This window comes from Pseudomonas sp. Seg1 (assembly GCF_018326005.1).
Lineage (GTDB): Bacteria > Pseudomonadota > Gammaproteobacteria > Pseudomonadales > Pseudomonadaceae > Aquipseudomonas.
This window is the reverse complement of sequence record NZ_AP021903.1, coordinates 4,653,869-4,672,563: the sequence shown is the minus strand read 5'-3', so window position 1 is coordinate 4,672,563 and position 18,695 is coordinate 4,653,869. Positions and strand designations below refer to the sequence as shown.

The following is an 18,695-nucleotide window of genomic DNA, read 5'->3' as shown; positions in this document are numbered from 1 at the left end:
GTTTAAGTATGCGAGGAGGTGTCACATTGTCTTCCTCAAGGGCAAAATCACATCTGGCTGGTCATCTCTGGTCCGAGGCAGTCTGGCTGCAGCCGCGAATGTTGATAGCCAAATGTGTTTCAGGGGGTGAGAGGCGCTTTAGCCTCTTGAGGTGCGGGCCGCGGTCACAGGTAGACTGGGCCTGCATTAGATGTGGCTCGCTAAGTGCTGATCAAGGCGCTTACGACAATCTGTATTTGCCAAGGAGTCGGAAAGCGTGGCGAGAGGTCCAGGTTTTCCATCCTGAGATTTTCGCAAGGCGCTGTTGCCCTGCACATGGCTAAGGAAATCAGCCTGCGCGCGGTCAGGAATAGCAGAAACAAACAGGGAGTAATTGATCAAAATTCGCATGAAAAAACGTGCTTCATCCCGATGTTGTGGGAGTTCGTTCTTGCGTTTATCCGAATAGTTAACTTCCTTGATGAATTTGACCATTCGATCAGATACAGGCTGAAAGTCCTGCATAAGTTTTGCATTTATCAACCCTCCACCGCCTGTGACCGACGTCATTCTCTATTCCTGAAACTTGGCTTACTCCCCTAAAGTGTTATCTAAGGGTAGGGTTGTGTTTTCATTTTCGTATTCATTGAATCCGATCCGGCGCTCGCCTTTGACTCCTGTAAAGTAGCTGCTGGCCATAGCGCCGCAGATTGTAATCTAGAGTGGGTGAATTTTCTATTGCCATCAGTTCGGCGCGGTTGCCTGTCCACATTGATTGGCGTGGGCACCCCCCTGGATGGCACGCGGCAGCTTCAAGAAGCCTGGTTTTGGGCTTTCAGCTGGGACGGAAGGGGTATTCCCCCAGGCTGAACCTCAAATGCCAATGGCGGGCGAGGCACCCATTGCGCTACGACGGCATGCTTGACTCCAAAAAAGTGATGATCAGTTCGCAAAGCAGACTTTACCGATGCCTCGGTTTGGCTAAATCAATGGGAAGCAAATATCCGCTTCGACCTCCGTCATCGCTAGGGTTACAATGGGCAATTTGCTAGCGAATAAATCTTTGAAAATCCAGCTTACAGAAAAAAATAAGGGTCGCGGCGTTGGGTTGGTAAGCGACTTGCCTGAGTTGCAGGGCGCAGGTGCTGATGAAGAGCGCGCCGATGTCGCAATACTGATGTGCACCTACAACGGCTCTTCATTCCTGCGGGAGCAGTTAGACTCTTTCGGTCGGCAGTCCTATCGTGACTGGACGCTTTACGTTTCGGACGATTCGTCTGCTGATTCGACGCGCGATATACTTGATGAGTATCAGCGTCGCTGGGGGAGCGGCAAGCTATTCGTTTTTGACGGGCCTTGCCAAGGCTTCGCAAAGAACTTCATGTCGCTCCTCAAAAGACCTGAGGTGCAAGCGCGTTATTACGCGTTTAGCGATCAGGATGATGTCTGGTTCGATGACAAGCTTGAGCGCAGCGTGGTCCGTTTGGCGTCCATGCCAGAGCAGAAGCCGGCATTATATTGTTCAAGAACCAGGCTGACTGATGCCGAGGGTAGTCCGATCGGATTCTCCCCTCTTTTCGCTCGTCCGCCATCTTTTCAGAACGCACTCGTCCAGAGCCTTGCGGGTGCGAATACCATGCTGATCAATCAGGCTGCTCGGGAAGTCCTTTTGAGCGTTCCTGAGGATTCCACGGTGGTAGCGCATGATTGGCTTGCGTATTTATTGGTCACTGCGTGCGGTGGCTGCACGTTCTACGACTCTGGAGCAACTCTGGACTATCGGCAGCATGGGGGTAACATTATCGGGGCGAATGCGAGCTACAAAGATCGCCTCTTTAGGGTCCGCAATATGCTCTCGGGGCGATTTGTCGAGTGGAATGACGCGAATCTCGAAATTCTCAGGGCCTTTTATCCATTGCTGACTCAAGAAGCCCGAGCAACGCTTGAACACTTTGAAGCCGGGCGTACCCTGGGCTTCAAAGGGCGGCTATGTGAGTTCTACAGGGCTGGTATCTATCGTCAGACGCACGCGGCCAACATCAGCTTGATCGTCGCGGCCTGCCTCGGGAAAATATGAAGGCTCAAGAGTGTGCGCTGCGTCAAACACGGGAATGGCTGTCTCGCCGAGCTGCTGCATGCCCTCACCGAATGCCTCTCTGGCCTGCGTATGATAATGTACAAGCGTTTTCAATAGTTTTCTGCTCATGAGGGCGGCCATTGATGTCAGGTTATGCCAGTCAACCGCGGCGGCACCCACTGGATCGCTCAGCATTGGCGCGAGGATCTGAGCAAATTGATTGTTCGCCTGTACCAGGGTACGTCTCGGCGAATCCTTTTCTGCGCATACCGTTGCCACAATGAGCCTGCTGGAATCTTCTCATTGTGTTCGTCAAATATGGAGCGCTGAAAAATCCATAGATTTTTTGGCTCAATCATATGGAAACAACTTCGTTTTTGCCCAGGGCGGAGTACAAATTGTTGGATGGCCGTATTCAGGTGTGCATTTCCCGGAAAATGGTCGAAAACTGATACAAATACGTAATGCACGGATGAAAATTAACTGAATAGCATGTCCGTTGCTATTAGAGCCTAATATGAACACCATAAAAGCCTCCGTCATAATACCTACAAAGAACCCTGGGATGATTTTTCAGGACGTTCTCAGCGCGGTTGTTGCGCAAAAAACCGATTGGCCATTTGAAATAATAGTTATCGATTCCGGTTCTAAAGATGGCACGGTTGAGTTTGTACGAAGTTTTCCTCAGGCGTCGCTAATCGAGATTCCTTCCATTGAGTTTGGCCATGGCCGCACACGCAATCTTGCTATCTCGAAATCCAGGGGTGAGTTTGTCGCGGTTATTACTCATGACGCCAAGCCTGTTAATCATGACTGGTTGGCTAACTTGGTCTCTTGCGCAGAAAGCGACGAAAGAATTGCTGGAGTATTTGGTCGTCATATAGCTTACCCAAACGCGTCAATTTTCACAAAAAGAGAACTGGAACTTCATTTCGGCGGTTTTGACTCCTTTCCGATCGTTCATATGGAAGATGAAAGTCGTTATGCCAATGATGTTGGATACAGGCAGTTTTTACATTTTTTTTCGGACAATAATGCGTTGATCAGGCGCTCGGTATGGGAGTCCATACCCTATCCGGATGTTGACTTTGCTGAGGATCAGGCATGGGCCAAGCTTATTATCGAGGCTGGGTATCGCAAAGCGTACTCCGAAGCTGGCGCTGTTTATCATTCTCATGACTACACGTTGTTCGAGCGCTTCCAGCGCAGCTTCGATGAGAGCTATGCGTTTCGGCGTTTTTTCGGATACGTTCTTTCTCCAGATCTCAAGTCCATGATCCGTTCTGTTGCCGCACTGAGTCGGAGAGACATCAGCTTCGCCAAAAAAACAGGATTACTGAAAGGCTCCCCCGGAATCGTCCTTCACGCGTTGGTGGATAATGTGATGCGGGTTTTGGGACATTACTTGGGAGCACGAGGTGACAGAATACCCGCCGCAATTGTCAGCCGTATATCTCGCGATAAAAAGTTATTTGCTCAGTAGGGATTTCCATGAATTTTACAGTCGCGAAGAACAAAGCCAAGCAAGCGATAAGCTATTATCGTACGCACGGACTGCTGCCCCTGGTAAAGAAAACGATTGAAAGCATCGAGTCAAACAAGTCGGCGATTTTTACAAAGAATGATGTTCTTGGTTTTTATGATTTTGCACTCTACCAACCTTCAGGTGTGACCTATGTGGAAGGGAGTGCTGAAGCAAACACGGTTACATGGGTTGTACCTGCTTATGGCAAAGGATCAGGCGGGCACCTCAATATTTTCCGTTTTGTGTTCCTGCTAGAGAAGCTCGGCTACGAGTGTCGGGTTGTAATCGTCGGGTCTCACCCGGAATACGACATTAAACAAGCAAAGAGACAGATCTCTGACTGGTTTTTCCCATTAAAAGCTCAAGTGTATGATGGTCTGGCTTCTGTTCCGGCTTCTTACTACATGATGGCAACATCCTGGCAGACCGCTTACTATGTTCGCAACTTTCAAAATGCCAAGCATAAATGTTATTTTGTTCAGGATTTTGAGCCCTATTTTTATGCTGTCGGATCGGAGTCTGCGCTGGCCGAAGCTACATATTCTTTCGGATTCAACTGTATAACTGCCGGAGATTGGCTGGCAAACAAGCTTCGAGCGGAATATGGGGCTGATGCATATCCTATTGGTTTTTCATATGATCGTGCTTTGTATAAAGTCAAAGAGGCGAAAAGAACAACTGGGAAGAAGGTCTTCTTCTATGCCCGTCCTCCTACTCCGCGGCGCGCCTTTGAGCTTGGGTTGATTACGTTGAATGAAGTAGTCAAGCGAATTCCCGATGTGGAGGTTATATTTGCCGGTTGGGACGTTTCGTCCTTTAAAATACCGTTCGCTCACGTGAATGCCGGGACCATGAAAGTTAGTGATCTACCCGATCTCTACAACCAGTGCGATGTGGCTCTTGTGCTCTCGTTTACGAATCTGTCGCTCCTTCCGCTAGAGTTGATGGCGTGTGGGGTGCCTGTTGTCAGCAATCGTGCTCCTTGCACTGAGTGGCTGTTGAATGATCGTAATTCCATCCTGACTGAAGCAGTACCTGAACGTCTCGCTGACGCAGTTTGTGAGCTGTTACAGCGCCCAGAGACGCATGCTGCAATTCGCTCTGAGGGACTGGAGACTGCGAATTTTTCCAGTTGGGAATTAGAAGCTGAAAAGCTCAAGAATGCGTTAATTGAAATTGATAACTAATTTGCAGGGCCCGGTAATGCATAACAATCCTCGTTGTATAGTCTTAGGCGCCAGCGGATTTATTGGTTCCCGTCTTTGCGAAAAGCTTGGGGAGAAATACCCCAATGTCAAAGCCTTCGGTCGAAATCCCATGTATAAGGATGCATTCAAGAAATGCAAGTGGATTGAGGGTGATTTTGCCGACGCCAACCAGATTGCGAACGCAATTGGTGATTGCGATACAGTGATTCATCTGGTTAACGCTTCTACGCCAGCAAGTGCAAATATTAATCGTGTTGCTGATCTTCAGGCGAATGTTGTATCGACGCTGAATCTGTTAGATGCATGCGTAAATTCCGGGGTGAAGAAGATAGTATTTTTATCTTCGGGTGGAACGGTGTATGGCGTTCCATCAGTCATTCCGACTCCCGAAGCCTCCGAAAACAACCCAATAACCGCCTATGGCGTCAGCAAGCTCACCATTGAGAAGTACCTTTCTCTATATTATCACCTGTACAAACTTGACTATTGTGTTCTGCGTGTTGCCAATCCATATGGACCGTATCAGACCAACAAAAAGAATCAGGGTGTCATTTCGGCGTTTTTTCAACACGCCATACACGATGAGCCGATAGATGTTTGGGGGGATGGTGGAGTTGTAAGGGATTACGTATTCATTGATGACGTTGTCAATGCTATTGAACTGGCACTTAGTAATAGTAGTCCTTATAAGGTCTTCAATATTGGTTCTGGCGCGGGTATCAGTATCAATGAGATTATCTCGACACTAGAACATACGGTCGGAAAGTCGATCGCCGTTAATTATTTGCCTGGCCGGAATATGGATATTCCTGTAAGCATTTTGGACATTAATCGCGCCAAAACCCATTTGGGGTGGAGTCCTCAGGTTGCTTGGCAGGATGGAATACTTGAAACCTATAACTGGATAAAGTCCTCGGGGCTGTAGTTTTGGGTTAAATGTTTTTTGGCTTTGGTCTATCCGGGGTGATCTTATCATCCCGATTGATTTTTTGTTTCTTTAGTTACAGTGAGCTTTACCGAATTTATTAAGTTTCATGCAAGGCTTTTGCGTCATCGGCTAATTTTCTTCGATATCTGAGGCTGGGCGTAAAACTCTAAGAATATAATGCGGTGAGTCGCGAATAGAGCGCGTCGCTTCCGATGATAACGTTCTTGTTTCTTCTCGATGAAGTGGTGTTGACCGGGTTAATGCCGAATCGATTATTTCCTGAACACACATCAGATATTTCGAGTAAACAGCAACAAAGGTATTTTGATAGCCCGAATGGTGCGATACCGTACCAATCGATTTGTTGTGTACGCTTGGCTTTCACCTCTACCGTGAGCCTCCACTTCGGTTCACCATAAGGAAGGTTCATACGTTTGCATTTCCCACACCTTTTCTGCGTCAATCTACCTTTCTTTGTAGGATTTAAGGCTGCTCACTTGCTCAGATTCGACCGGATGGCCGGGGGCATTTGCCAATGAATTTTTATTTTGGGTGTGGCGAGGATCGGGTTCTGAAGGGACGACGGTGATGCTGACGAAAAAAGACGGGTCACCAAATCTGTTTTTTTGGTTTTAAAGTGAGTGGGATGGGCTTATAAGGTTTCACTAGCTTGAGCGCAGCTGAAGGGAGAATTCTGAGGTGTTTGAAGAGTTTATGGACAAGGTCAGAGAGCGTCTGTTAGCGCTCCCCCGGCGTCAGAAACGACTGATTCAGGTCGGCACAGACATTTTTTTGGTCTGGACTGCCTTGTGGTTGGCGTTCATCGTTCGTCTGGGTATTGATGATATGTACAACCCGTTCAGGGTGCATTTCTGGCTTTTTGTCTGCGCTCCTGTCGTCGCAATTCCTCTTTTTATCCGCTTCGGCATGTATCGGGCGGTCATGCGTTACTTCGGTAACGATGCCTTGATCGCCATTATCAAGGCTGTCAGTTTGTCTTCGCTGATTCTGGCGCTAGTGGTGTATTGGTACAGCAATCATGAGTCTGTGGTACCGCGCTCCATCGTGTTCAACTACTGGTGGCTCAGCCTGGTCATTATCGGTGGATTGCGACTGTGCATGCGCCAGTATTTTATGGGCGATTGGTTCAGTGCGGCTCAGCACGTGCCGTTTGCCAACCGTGACAACGGGTTGACCAAAGTTGCGATTTACGGGGCCGGTGTTGCTGGCAACCAGCTTGTGGCAGCACTGCGTATGGGCAAGGTGATGCGCCCGGTGGCTTTTATCGACGACGATGCCAGCATTGCCGATCGATCAATTTCGGGTCTTCAAGTGTACAAGCCCAAACATATCCAGCAGATGATCGACGTGACGGGCGCGCAGGAAATTCTCTTGGCTTTACCTTCATCTACCCGTGCGCGACGTAGAGAAATCCTCACTATTCTGGAGCGTTTCCCGCTGCACGTCAGAAGCGTACCCAACTTCACCGACCTTGCCAGCGGTCGAGTAAAGGTCGAAGACATTCAGGAAGTAGATATTGCTGACCTTCTGGGACGCGATTCGGTACCAGCGCAAGCGGACTTGCTTGAACGGTGTATCAAAGGCAAGACAGTGATGGTCACTGGCGCTGGCGGTTCGATTGGTGCAGAGCTTTGCCGACAGATTTTCTCACTTGGTCCGACAACACTTCTGTTGTTCGAGCACAGCGAATTCAATCTCTATAGCATTCTGTCTGAATTGGAGCAGCGGGGCTGTCGGGAGTCGGTGACTGTCCGTCTGTTGCCGATCCTGGGCTCCATTCGGCACCAGGACAAACTTCTGGATGTAATGAAGACCTGGAAAGTTGAAACGGTCTACCATGCGGCGGCTTACAAGCACGTGCCCATGGTTGAACACAATATTGCCGAAGGTGTGCTCAATAATGTTATCGGGACGCTTAATACTGCTCAGGCGGCGTTGCAGTCCGGGGTTTCCAATTTTGTCTTGATATCCACGGACAAGGCCGTACGTCCGACCAATGTCATGGGCAGCACGAAGCGGTTGGCCGAGATGACCCTGCAAGCTCTCAGCCGTGAAATTGCCCCCGTGTTGTTTGGCGATAACGACAAAGTATCTCGGGTCAACAAGACGCGTTTTACCATGGTGCGCTTTGGCAATGTGCTGGGGTCATCTGGTTCGGTGATCCCGCTATTTCACAGTCAAATCAAATCCGGTGGCCCTCTCACGGTCACTCACCCGAAGATCACCCGCTATTTCATGACCATTCCTGAAGCTGCGCAACTGGTCATCCAGGCTGGCTCAATGGGTCAGGGCGGCGATGTGTTTGTTCTGGATATGGGAGAACCTGTGAGAATCGTCGAATTAGCAGAGAAGATGATTCATCTTTCTGGTCTGAGCATTCGTTCTGAACGTAATCCTCAAGGCGATATCTCCATTGCGTTCACCGGTTTGCGCCCAGGCGAAAAGCTCTACGAGGAATTGTTGATCGGCGATAACGTAGCCGCTACACCACACCCGATGATCATGACGGCCAACGAGGATCATCTGCCTTGGGATGTGTTGAAAGTCAGATTGAGCGATCTGCTTTTTGCCGTTGAGAAAGACGATTATTCCCGCGTTCGCCAACTCCTGCGCGAAACTGTCAGCGGCTACACCCCCGACGGCGAGATCGTCGACTGGATCTACCAGCAACGCCGTCTCGAACCCTGATTGTTTCACATCCTGTAACGCACGCATTTTTGACATGCTCCATCCATGACCTACTTTTGAATAGCAGCTTGGGAAAAGCTGCTTTCTAAAATGATGATGGAGCGTCACTTATGCGTACCGGTTACTTCTACTCCCTGATATTTGCTTTCCTGACCAGCGCGTCGATTGCAGCAATTGCGGCACCTGCCACACCCCCCCGAGCCAGCGAAGGCGCCGATGGTGATGGACGCTGCGACACCTTCTCAAAGTGCAAAAGTCGATCTCAATGGTGCCGACGCAGCAACGCTGCAAAAGGAGCTGTCCGGTGTAGGCGAGGCGAAGGCCAAAGCGATTGTTGCTTATCGTGAAACAAACGGGCCATTCGCATCGGTGGATGAGTTGCTGGAAGTGAAGGGGATTGGCAAGGCGATCCTGGATCGCAATCGCGATAAGCTGGAAGTGAACTAAGCTGATTGTTCAACGCCAAGGGGCCGGTCATTGACCGGCCTTTTTGTTTTCAGGTGAACAAGGCTAGGCGGAGACGGTGTTGAGGCGTTTATCGGAAAACTGAAAATTACGGCTATCATATTACCTAAAAATTATGCCTATAATAATTTCTGTTGCCTTCGATCACACTGGAGGCCATGTCCCTTATGCATGTCAGGAGCACGTTCATGAATTCTGTTCAGTCCCAAGGTACAGCGCTCGTCACTGGCGCATCGTCCGGTATTGGTGCGATCTACGCGCAACGACTGGCGGCTCGCGGTTTTGATTTGCTGTTGGTCGCCAGGGATCAGGCGCGTCTGGAAAGCGCAGCGAGCAAGTTGCGTGATGCCCATGGCGTTCAGGTCGAGGTACTGAAAGCGGATCTGACGCAGAAAGACGATGTGCTGAAACTCCAGCAACGTCTGCGCAGCGACTCAAGCATCAGTTTGCTGGTGAACAACGCCGGTGTGGCGGCGGACGGACTGCTGGCCAATTCGGACGCGGAACAACTGGAGCGATTGATCCAGCTGAATGTCACAGCCGTCACGTTGCTGGCCTCTGCGGCCGCAGCGAGTTTCGCCAAGGCCGGTCGCGGCACGATCATCAATATTGCCTCGGTGGTGGCGCTGTTTCCGGAGCGTTTCAATGCGACCTACAGCGCCAGCAAAGCTTACGTGCTGAGCCTCACACAATCGTTGAATGCCGAGCTCGATGGCACCGGCGTCAAAGTGCAAGCGGTGCTGCCCGGTGTTACCCGTACGGAAATCTGGGAGCGATCAGGCATCGACGCCAGCGCTATCCCGGCCGAAATGGTGATGGAGGCCGGCGAGATGGTCGATGCCGCGCTGGCAGGTCTGGATCAGGGGGAACTCATTACTATCCCGTCCCTGCCGGATGCGGGCGAGTGGCAAGCCTTTGTCGCTGCGCGGCACGTCATGGTACCGAACCTTTCCCGTAGCTCGGCAGCCAATCGTTACAAGTAAGTTTTCCTCAATCGGTCAGAGGTACACGCGGTATGGATCAGCGTCGAATAGTCGTCACAGGCATGGGCCTGGTTTCACCCTTGGGCAGCGGTGTCGAAGTTGTCTGGCAGCGTTTGCTGGAAGGGCGTTCGGGCCTGCGCAATTTGCCTGAAGCTGTGGTCGCTGACTTGCCCACCAGTGTTGGCGGCAGGGTACCAACCGTGGAAGAGGACGCCGAGGCCGGTTTCGATCCGGATCGCGCCACACCACCCAAAGAACAGAAGAAGATGGATCGCTTCATTCTGTTTGCCATGGAGGCCGCCCGGCAGGCGCTGGAGCAGGCTGGGTGGCATCCGTCTGAAGAAACAAGCCGCGAGCGCACCGCGACGATTATCGGCTCGGGTGTGGGCGGGTTCGGGGCGATTGCCGATGCCGTGCGTACGACTGACAGTCGAGGCCCGCGTCGTTTGTCGCCTTTCACCATTCCTTCTTTTCTGGTCAATCTGGCGGCCGGTCATGTGTCGATCCAGCATGGCCTCAAAGGTCCGCTGGGCGCGCCGGTGACGGCGTGTGCCGCCGGGGTTCAAGCGATCGGTGACGCTGCGCGATTGATTCGTGCCGGTGAAGCCGACATCGCTGTATGCGGTGGAGCGGAAGCTTCGATCGATCGGGTCAGCCTTGCCGGTTTCGCGGCAGCTCGGGCGCTGTCCAGTGGCTACAACGACACCCCGCAGCGCGCCTCGCGACCGTTCGACAGCGGTCGTGATGGCTTTGTCATGGGCGAGGGCGCGGGCCTGCTGGTGATCGAATCTCTGGAGCACGCCTTGGCCCGTGGCGCAAAACCCTTGGCGGAGTTGGTAGGTTACGGCACCACGGCCGATGCCTATCACCTGACAGCGGGTCCTGAAGACGGCAGCGGTGCACGGCGCGCAATGGAGTTGGCGCTGGCTCAGGCCGGCGTTAAGCCGGCTCAGGTGCAGCATCTTAATGCTCACGCCACGTCCACACCGGTGGGTGATCTGGGGGAACTGGCGGCGATTAAAAGCGTATTCGGCAAGGAAAACAAAATCGCTGTGACCTCAACCAAGTCCGCCACCGGACATTTGCTTGGCGCTGCCGGCGGGCTTGAAGCGATCTTCACATTACTGGCAATTCGTGATCAGGTCGTACCGCCAACGCTCAACTTTGAAAACCCCGACCCTGCGAGCGAAGGGGTAGACATTGTCCATGGCCAGGCCCGGGTGATGCCGATCGAATATGCCTTGTCCAATGGCTTCGGTTTCGGCGGGGTAAACGCCAGCGTGCTATTCAAGCGTTGGCAGGATTAGTCTTCCGTCTGTTTGAGATGGTCGCGGGTGACGTCAAGAATGCGCTGCGCAAACTCGGCATCCGCGACACTGCGTGACAGCAACAGAGCGCCGACCAGGGTCGACATGATGACGATGGCGCGGTCGGCACGATTGTCACCTTCAAGGGTGTTATCGATCTGCCCCAGTCGCGCGTTGAGTACGGCATCGCTGGTCGGGCTGGGTTGTCCGCGCAGACCCAGTTCCGAGGAGATGGTCAGGAGAGGACAGCCTTCCTGCGGGGAGGTCTGATGCCATTCGGACAGGTAGGTGTCGATAAACGCGTGCAGCGGATTTTCTTGCGCAAAGATTTCCGCGCAAAGCCCATCAACCTGATCACTCGCTTCCTGCAGTGCCTTTTCGACCAACTCATCCTTGGATTTGAAGTGCGAGTAGAAACCGCCGTGGGTCAAACCCAATGCCTTCATAAGTGGCTGCAGACCGGTCGCGCCGATGCCGTCCTTGCGAAATCGTGCCGAGGCTTCCTTGATGATGCGCTGATGGGTCTGGGCTTTGTGGTCTTGCGAGTAACGCATTTGGAGCTCTCCGCAACAATGCCCCCATCTTAACCAAGGAAAATTAGATGGTGACTGTACTTCTACTTCTAAAAAGCATGCAGGCAGGTCCGAACGGATCTGAAAAAACAAACCCCGCCATTCAGGCGGGGTTTTCTTTAGCGGTCTTGCGCTTCTTTCGCGTCCATTTCCGCGTTGCGTTGCGCGACGCGCTTGCGTTCTTCATCGGTCAGTTCGACCTTGTTGGCGGTGTCTCGCAACATCATCAACCCGCCAACGATCGAGCCGATTGCAACGACCAGAATCAACCAGGCATACCAAGGCATAACGGCTCTCCTTAAAGGCAGATCGGTGGGCGAGGATTTCGCCGTGAACCGCTGCATATAACTTTTGAGCGAGATCAGTTCGCAGTGGTTCCATTCTAGGCCCGTTATGCCTGTTGCATGCGATCAAATCCTAAAGACCGGTGAGCATGGCATCGGCTGGTGCGTTGGCGCGCAGTTGGCCGGTAAGAAGGAAGTAGCCGAAGCCTACGGCCATGAACCCGAGGAAAATCAGCCCGATCAACGCGTTGAACCACGCCATCGCCACCAGACACACCACCGCCAGCACCAATGCAATCAGCGGAATCAGCGGATAGCACGGCGCACGGAAGGTGCGTTCCAGATTCGGTTCCGATTTACGCAGTTTGAACAGGCTGAGCATGCTCATGATGTACATCACGATGGCGCCGAACACGGCCATGGTGATCATCGCCGCCGTGAGGGTCATACCGCCGAGATTGATCAGGCCGTCGCTATAGATGGCGGCGATGCCGATGATGCCTCCGACAATGATCGCGCGATGCGGGGTCTGGAAGCGCGACAGCTTGGCCAGTGAGGCCGGTAGGTATCCGGCGCGGGAGAGGGCAAAGAACTGGCGCGAGTAACCGAGGATGATCCCGTGGAAACTTGCCACCAGGCCGAACAGGCCGATCCACACCAGCATGTGCAGCCAGCCGGAGTTGTCGCCGACCACGGTTTTCATGGCTTGGGGCAGTGGGTCGTTGATGTTGGCCAGGGTGCGCCAGTCGCCAACGCCGCCGGCAAAGAACATCACGCCCATCGCCAGCAACACCAGGGTCAGGATGCCGCTGATATAGGCCTTGGGAATCGTGCGTTTTGGATCCTTGGCTTCTTCGGCGGCCATGGCTGCGCCTTCGATGGCGAGGAAGAACCAGATGGCAAACGGAATCGCCGCGAACATTCCGGCAATCGCTGGCGCCCCGAACACATCTGAACCCGCCCAGCCATTGAGGGCGAAGTTGCTGAAGCTGAACGCCGGTGCGACGACGCCCATGAAGACCAACAACTCGGCGACGGCCAGAACACAGACAATCAACTCGAAGGTTGCCGCCAGCTTCACGCCGAGGATGTTCAAGCCCATGAACACGATGTAGGCGCCGACCGCCGCGTGTTTCGGATCAAGTGCGGGGAATTGCACATTCAGGTAAGCGCCAATGGCCAGGGCAATGGCCGGCGGCGCGAAAACGAATTCGATCAGCGTTGCCAGCCCGGCAATCAATCCACCTTTTTCACCGAAGGCGCGGCGGCTGTAGGCGAACGGTCCACCCGCGTGCGGGATCGCCGTGGTCAGTTCGGTGAAGCTGAAAATGAAGCAGGTGTACATGGTCGCGACCATGAACGAAGTCACCAGAAAACCCAGTGTTCCGGCCACGCCCCAGCCATAACTCCAGCCGAAATATTCACCGGAAATCACCAGCCCGACAGCGATGCCCCACAGATGCAAGGTGCCCAGGGTGGGTTTGAGTTGTGTGTTCATGTGTTTGCTCCCTGAAGGTTTGGAAAGCTCGGGGGAGGCTGTGTGCAGCGGGCGTGCCATTGCGGGGAATCAGGTCGTAATGTGCTGAAAGCTGTCGTATCGAAGATGTTCGCCGCCTGACCAGCACATTTCTGTGCGCCAGTTGAGTGCGATGTTGTCTGTACTGCCGCCATCGCGGGCAAGCCCGCTCCCACAGGGTTTTGTGCCGACCGCAGAATCTGCTTTCACCGCGAAACCTGTGGGAGCCGGGCTTGCCCGCGATGTGGCCGGCCCAGCCAGCGCAAAACCTGGCTGTAAAGCCCGCATAAACCGACTCTTTACGCTTTCTTTATGCCCAGCCAATCCCCTCGGTCTCGTTCCTTTACAGCCTCCTTTCCGACAATGCCTCCACACGCGGCAATACGCCGTAACACGGAGATCTTCCATGAGCGTTCTGGACGGGGTGTCCCTGCTGCTGGCAGTGGGACTGTTCATTTATCTGTTGGTTGCGCTGTTGCGCGCGGACCGGAACTAGGAGCGGCTATGCACAGTTATGACTATTGGCTGATCCTCGCGTTCTTCGCGGTGGTCTTGCTGCCGGCGCCTTTCCTCGGGCGCTTCTACTACAAAGTGATGGAAGGTCAGCGCACTTGGCTGACGCCGATTCTCGGCCCGGTCGAGCGCGGCTGTTATCGCCTTGCCGGGGTCGATCCGCAGGCTGAACAGAGCTGGCAGAAATACACGCTGGCGCTGCTGGCGTTCAACCTCGCCGGTTTCCTGCTGCTGTTTGCGATCCTGTTGTTCCAGGATCATCTGCCGCTCAACCCGCAAAACCTGCCGGGTCAGGAGTGGACGCAAGCGTTCAACACCGCCGTCAGTTTCATGACCAACACCAACTGGCAGTCCTACAGCGGCGAAGCGACCCTCAGCTACCTGAGTCAGATGGTCGGCCTCACCGTGCAGAACTTCGTCAGCGCCGCGACTGGCCTGGCTGTACTGGTTGCGCTGTGCCGTGGTATTGGTCGCAAGTCGGCCAAGACCCTTGGCAACTTCTGGGTCGACATGACCCGCGCCACCCTATACGGCTTGTTGCCACTGTGCCTGCTGCTGGCGCTGTATCTGGTCTGGCAGGGCGTGCCGCAAACTTTCGCGCAATATGTGAATGCCGTGACGATGCAGGGCGTTGATCAAGTGATCCCGCTGGGGCCTGCGGCCAGCCAGATTGCGATCAAGCAACTGGGCACCAACGGTGGTGGCTTCTTCGGCGTGAACTCGGCGCACCCGTTCGAGAACCCGACCGCGTGGAGCAACCTGTTCGAAGTCACTTCGATCATCTTGATCCCGGTGGCGCTGGTGTTCACCTTCGGCCACTACGTCAAGGACCTGCGTCAGAGCCGCGCGATCATCGCCTGCATGCTCGCACTGTTCCTGATCGGCGGCGCGACCTCGCTGTGGGCCGAATATCAGCCTAACCCTGCGCTGAACAACGTTGCTGTCGAACAGACTGCGCCGCTGGAAGGCAAGGAAGCGCGCTTTGGCACCACCGCCACTGTGCTGTGGTCGGTGACCACCACGGCGGCGTCGAACGGTTCGGTCAACGGCATGCATGACAGCCTCAACCCGCTCAGCGGCATGGTGGCGTTGGTCAACATGATGGTCGGCGAAGTGATCTTCGGCGGCGTCGGTGCCGGGCTCTACGGCATGTTGCTCAACGTACTCATCGCGGTGTTCCTCGCCGGCCTGATGATCGGCCGCACCCCGGAATACCTCGGCAAGAAACTGCAGGCGCGGGAAGTGCAATTGCTGGTCGTCACGCTCCTGGTGATGCCGGTTGGCGTGCTGGTGCTCGGTGCGATTGCCGCCGTTCTGCCAGGCCCTGCGGCAACCATCAGCAACCCCGGCCCGCACGGTTTCAGCCAATTGCTCTACGCCTATACCTCGGCCAGCGCGAACAACGGTTCGGCGTTCGGCGGCCTGAGTGCGAACACACCGTTCCACAACCTGATGCTCGGTCTGGGCATGTTGATCGGGCGCTTCGGTTACATCCTTCCGGTACTGGCACTGGCCGGCAGCCTGGCGATGAAGAAAACCGCACCGATCGGCCAGAACAGCTTCCCGACCCACGGCCCGCTGTTCGTGACCCTGTTGACCGTGACCATTTTGCTGGTGGGCGGCCTGACCTTCTTGCCGACCCTGGCGCTCGGCCCTATCGCCGAACATCTGAGCATGGGCTTCTGAGGACTGAATGATGAATATGCCCGCAATCAAACCCGTTGCCGCCAAGGCACCGGAACAAGCGAAAACCGCGATCTCGGCCCTGTGGCGCCCGGCGCTGGTGCAAGCCTTCGTCAAGCTCGACCCTCGGCAACTGGTGCGCTCGCCAGTGATGCTGGTGGTTGAACTCACCGCGATCTTCACCACCGTGTTGTGCTTCATTCCGGACAATGTCGTACCGACGTTCGTCGCCGCACAAATCGCCCTGTGGCTGTGGTTCACGGTGCTGTTCGCCAACTTCGCCGAAGCCTTGGCCGAAGGTCGCGGCAAGGCCCGCGCCGACAGCCTCAAGGCCGGCAGCGAAGGCCTCAGCGCCCGACGCAAACAGGCCAATGGCAGCTTCCAGGTTGTGCCCGCAGCCAGCTTGCGTAAAGGCGATATCGTGCGCGTCGAAGCGGGGGAAATGATCCCCGGTGACGGCGAAGTCATCGAGGGTATTGCGGCGGTCAACGAAGCGGCAATCACTGGTGAATCCGCTCCAGTGATTCGTGAGTCCGGCGGCGATCGCTCGGCGGTCACTGGCAACACCCGACTGGTCTCCGACTGGCTGCTGGTGAAGATCACCGCCAACCCCGGTGAGTCGACCCTCGACCGCATGATCGCGCTGGTCGAAGGCGCCAAACGCCAGAAAACCCCGAACGAAGTGGCGCTGGATATCCTGCTGATCGGCCTGACCCTGATCTTCTTGCTGGTGGTCGTGACCCTGCAACCGTTCGCCCACTTCGCCAATGGCAGCTTGCCGCTGGTGTTCCTGGTGGCGCTGCTGGTGACGTTGATTCCGACCACCATCGGTGGCTTGCTGTCGGCCATTGGTATCGCCGGGATGGATCGCCTGGTGCGCCTGAACGTGATCGCCAAATCCGGGCGTGCAGTGGAAGCGGCGGGTGATGTGCATGTGTTGTTGCTGGACAAGACCGGCACCATCACCTTCGGCAACCGTCGGTGCAGTGCGGTGTATGCCGCGCCGGGTGTCAGTGGTCGCGATCTGGCCGAGGGTGCGCTGTTTGCCTCGCTGGCAGATGACACCGCCGAAGGTAAATCCATCGTCGAGTACCTGCGCGGTCTGCATCCGCAACCTGAGCCGTCGCTGGAAACCCTGACCGCTGTGCCGTTCAGTGCGGAAACCCGTTTGTCCGGTGTCGATTATCAGGGCCGCGTGTATCGCAAGGGCGCGGTGGATTCGCTGTTGAATTTCCTCGGCCAGAAACGCACCGATCTGGCCCCGGCGCTGTCGCGGGAAATCGACAAGATCGCGCAGAGCGGCGGCACACCGTTGCTGGTGTGTGCCGACGGTAAACTGCTCGGCGCGATCCATCTCAAGGACGTGGTCAAGCCAGGTATCCGCGAGCGTTTTGCCGAACTGCGCAAGTTGGGGATTCGCACGGTAATGGTCACTGGCGACAACCCGCTGACCGCTGCGGCGATTGCTGCCGAAGCAGGCGTCGATGACGTCCTCGCCGAAGCGACCCCGGAGAAAAAACTTGCGCGTATTCGTCACGAACAGAACGACGGTCGCCTGGTCGCGATGTGCGGCGACGGCGCCAACGATGCTCCGGCGCTGGCTCAGGCTGACGTCGGCATGGCGATGAACGACGGCACCCAGGCTGCCCGCGAAGCGGCGAACATGGTCGACCTCGACAGCGACCCGACCAAGCTGTTGGACGTGGTGCAGATCGGCAAGGAATTGCTGGTGACACGCGGCGCGCTGACGACCTTTTCCATCGCCAACGACGTGGCCAAATACTTCGCGATCCTGCCAGCGCTGTTTGCCTCGATCTACCCGCAACTGGGCGTGCTGAACATCATGCACCTGACCAGTCCGCAGAGCGCGATTCTGTCGGCCATCGTCTTTAACGCCTTGATCATTGTGGTGCTGATTCCACTGGCGTTGCGTGGTGTGCGAGTGCAGGCGGCGAGTGCGGCGGCGTTGTTGCGACGCAATCTGCTGATTTACGGATTGGGCGGGATTGTGGTGCCGTTCGTGGGGATCAAGGCGATCGACATGCTGCTGACGGCGTTGCATCTGGTGTGAGGCTGCAAAGAGCCCCTCACCCTGACCCTCCCGAAACGTCGGACCGCCCGGAGGGAGAGGGGACTGACCGAGGTGTTTTTTGGGGCTGCACCGACCTGAGAGATCGAGTCGAACTGAGGTTTTGAACAATGCGATGTTCGGCTCCCTTTCCCCCCTCGCCCCTTGGGGGAGAGGGCTGGGGTGAGGGGGAAAAGAATTCCCTGACACTCCACCAAAGTTTGCCCAACGAATTCGAGGATTCTGAAATGTCCACAATGATACGTCCGGCCCTGAGCCTGCTGGTGCTGATGACCCTGGTCACCGGCGTTGCCTATCCACTGGTGGTGACTGGCGTCGCGCAAGTCGCGTTCCCCGCACAGGCCAACGGCAGTCTGGTTCACGACGCCGATGGCAAGGTTCGCGGCTCGTCTCTGATCGCCCAGGATTTTGTCGGCGATGCCTGGTTCCACCCACGGCCATCGGCCGGTGCGTTTGCGACCGTTTCCAGCAGCGCGAGCAACCTGGCGCCGAGCAATCCGGCACTGGCCACACGGGTGATCGACGACGCCAACAAATTGCAGGTTCCCGGGCAAGGTCCAGTGCCATTGGCGCTGCTGACCACTTCCGGCAGCGGCCTCGATCCGCACTTGCCTCCAGCGGCAATTGCCTATCAACTGGCGCGTGTCGCGCAAGCGCGCAATCTGCCGGTGTCGACCTTGCAGCAACTGCTCGATGCGCACATCGAACAGCCGTTGGTAGGGCCGCCGGTGGTGAATGTGCTTGAGCTGAACATGGCACTGGAAAAACTGTAGAAGATGATCGTTCCCACGCTCTGCGTGGGAATGCATCAATGGACGCTCCGCGTCTGCATTAGTGGGACGCAGAGCGTCCCGGGC

15 protein-coding genes and 1 pseudogene are annotated in these 18,695 nt (G+C 55.1%); 12 read left to right on the top strand and 4 right to left on the bottom strand.

What is annotated here, in order from left to right; genetic code table 11:
* Nucleotides 1-186 precede the first annotated feature (186 nt).
* On the bottom strand, nucleotides 187-549 hold the full coding sequence (locus KI231_RS20940; protein ID WP_213026224.1) for a hypothetical protein: 363 nt from the start codon (nucleotides 547-549) through the stop codon (nucleotides 187-189).
* A gap of 466 nt (nucleotides 550-1,015) precedes the next feature.
* On the opposite strand from KI231_RS20940, the gene KI231_RS20935 reads away from it, so the two are divergent.
* From KI231_RS20935 to fabF, 8 genes and pseudogenes are all read left to right on the top strand, one after another.
* Nucleotides 1,016-2,056, top strand: a complete 1,041-nt coding sequence (locus KI231_RS20935; RefSeq protein WP_283246338.1) for a glycosyltransferase family 2 protein — start codon at nucleotides 1,016-1,018, stop codon at nucleotides 2,054-2,056.
* A 517-nt stretch (nucleotides 2,057-2,573) separates the two neighbouring features.
* Nucleotides 2,574-3,539, top strand: coding sequence for a glycosyltransferase family A protein (locus KI231_RS20930; protein ID WP_103305688.1), 966 nt, complete (start codon nucleotides 2,574-2,576; stop codon nucleotides 3,537-3,539).
* Between the two features lie 8 nt (nucleotides 3,540-3,547).
* Nucleotides 3,548-4,768: a glycosyltransferase family 4 protein gene (locus tag KI231_RS20925; protein ID WP_103305689.1), complete on the top strand. Its 1,221-nt coding sequence runs from the start codon at nucleotides 3,548-3,550 to the stop codon at nucleotides 4,766-4,768.
* 16 nt (nucleotides 4,769-4,784) lie between these two features.
* Nucleotides 4,785-5,714, top strand: a complete 930-nt coding sequence (locus tag KI231_RS20920) for an NAD-dependent epimerase/dehydratase family protein (protein ID WP_146041258.1) — start codon at nucleotides 4,785-4,787, stop codon at nucleotides 5,712-5,714.
* A gap of 717 nt (nucleotides 5,715-6,431) precedes the next feature.
* Nucleotides 6,432-8,426, top strand: coding sequence for a polysaccharide biosynthesis protein (locus tag KI231_RS20915; protein WP_213028824.1), 1,995 nt, complete (start codon nucleotides 6,432-6,434; stop codon nucleotides 8,424-8,426).
* Between the two features lie 110 nt (nucleotides 8,427-8,536).
* Nucleotides 8,537-8,873, top strand: a pseudogene (locus KI231_RS20910) (ComEA family DNA-binding protein).
* A gap of 206 nt (nucleotides 8,874-9,079) precedes the next feature.
* On the top strand, nucleotides 9,080-9,874 hold the full coding sequence (locus tag KI231_RS20905) for an SDR family NAD(P)-dependent oxidoreductase (protein ID WP_213026223.1): 795 nt from the start codon (nucleotides 9,080-9,082) through the stop codon (nucleotides 9,872-9,874).
* 32 nt (nucleotides 9,875-9,906) lie between these two features.
* The gene (gene fabF / locus KI231_RS20900; RefSeq protein WP_213026222.1) at nucleotides 9,907-11,181 is read left to right on the top strand and encodes a beta-ketoacyl-ACP synthase II; all 1,275 of its coding nucleotides are present in this window, start codon (nucleotides 9,907-9,909) and stop codon (nucleotides 11,179-11,181) included.
* Here fabF and KI231_RS20895 read toward each other — a convergent pair.
* From KI231_RS20895 to eat, 3 genes are all read right to left on the bottom strand, one after another.
* Complete coding sequence (locus tag KI231_RS20895; protein WP_213026221.1) at nucleotides 11,178-11,735, bottom strand: TetR/AcrR family transcriptional regulator; 558 nt, start codon at nucleotides 11,733-11,735, stop codon at nucleotides 11,178-11,180. The genes fabF and KI231_RS20895 overlap by 4 nt on opposite strands.
* Nucleotides 11,736-11,872: 137 nt before the next feature.
* Nucleotides 11,873-12,040 carry a DUF2897 family protein gene (locus KI231_RS20890; protein WP_103305695.1) on the bottom strand — a complete coding sequence of 56 codons (168 nt, stop codon included), beginning with the start codon at nucleotides 12,038-12,040 and terminating at the stop codon, nucleotides 11,873-11,875.
* 130 nt (nucleotides 12,041-12,170) lie between these two features.
* Nucleotides 12,171-13,535 carry an ethanolamine permease gene (gene eat / locus KI231_RS20885; protein ID WP_213026220.1) on the bottom strand — a complete coding sequence of 455 codons (1,365 nt, stop codon included), beginning with the start codon at nucleotides 13,533-13,535 and terminating at the stop codon, nucleotides 12,171-12,173.
* Between the two features lie 424 nt (nucleotides 13,536-13,959).
* Here eat and kdpF point away from each other — a divergent pair, with 424 nt between their 5' ends.
* The 4 genes from kdpF (at nucleotide 13,960) to kdpC (ending at nucleotide 18,611) form a co-directional block, all read left to right on the top strand.
* Nucleotides 13,960-14,049 carry a K(+)-transporting ATPase subunit F gene (gene kdpF, locus KI231_RS20880; protein ID WP_007899818.1) on the top strand — a complete coding sequence of 30 codons (90 nt, stop codon included), beginning with the start codon at nucleotides 13,960-13,962 and terminating at the stop codon, nucleotides 14,047-14,049.
* Between the two features lie 8 nt (nucleotides 14,050-14,057).
* Complete coding sequence (gene kdpA / locus KI231_RS20875; protein ID WP_213026219.1) at nucleotides 14,058-15,752, top strand: potassium-transporting ATPase subunit KdpA; 1,695 nt, start codon at nucleotides 14,058-14,060, stop codon at nucleotides 15,750-15,752.
* A gap of 10 nt (nucleotides 15,753-15,762) precedes the next feature.
* Nucleotides 15,763-17,820, top strand: a complete 2,058-nt coding sequence (kdpB, locus tag KI231_RS20870; protein WP_213026218.1) for a potassium-transporting ATPase subunit KdpB — start codon at nucleotides 15,763-15,765, stop codon at nucleotides 17,818-17,820.
* A 245-nt stretch (nucleotides 17,821-18,065) separates the two neighbouring features.
* Nucleotides 18,066-18,611, top strand: a complete 546-nt coding sequence (gene kdpC / locus KI231_RS20865; RefSeq protein WP_103305699.1) for a potassium-transporting ATPase subunit KdpC — start codon at nucleotides 18,066-18,068, stop codon at nucleotides 18,609-18,611.
* Nucleotides 18,612-18,695 lie beyond the last annotated feature (84 nt).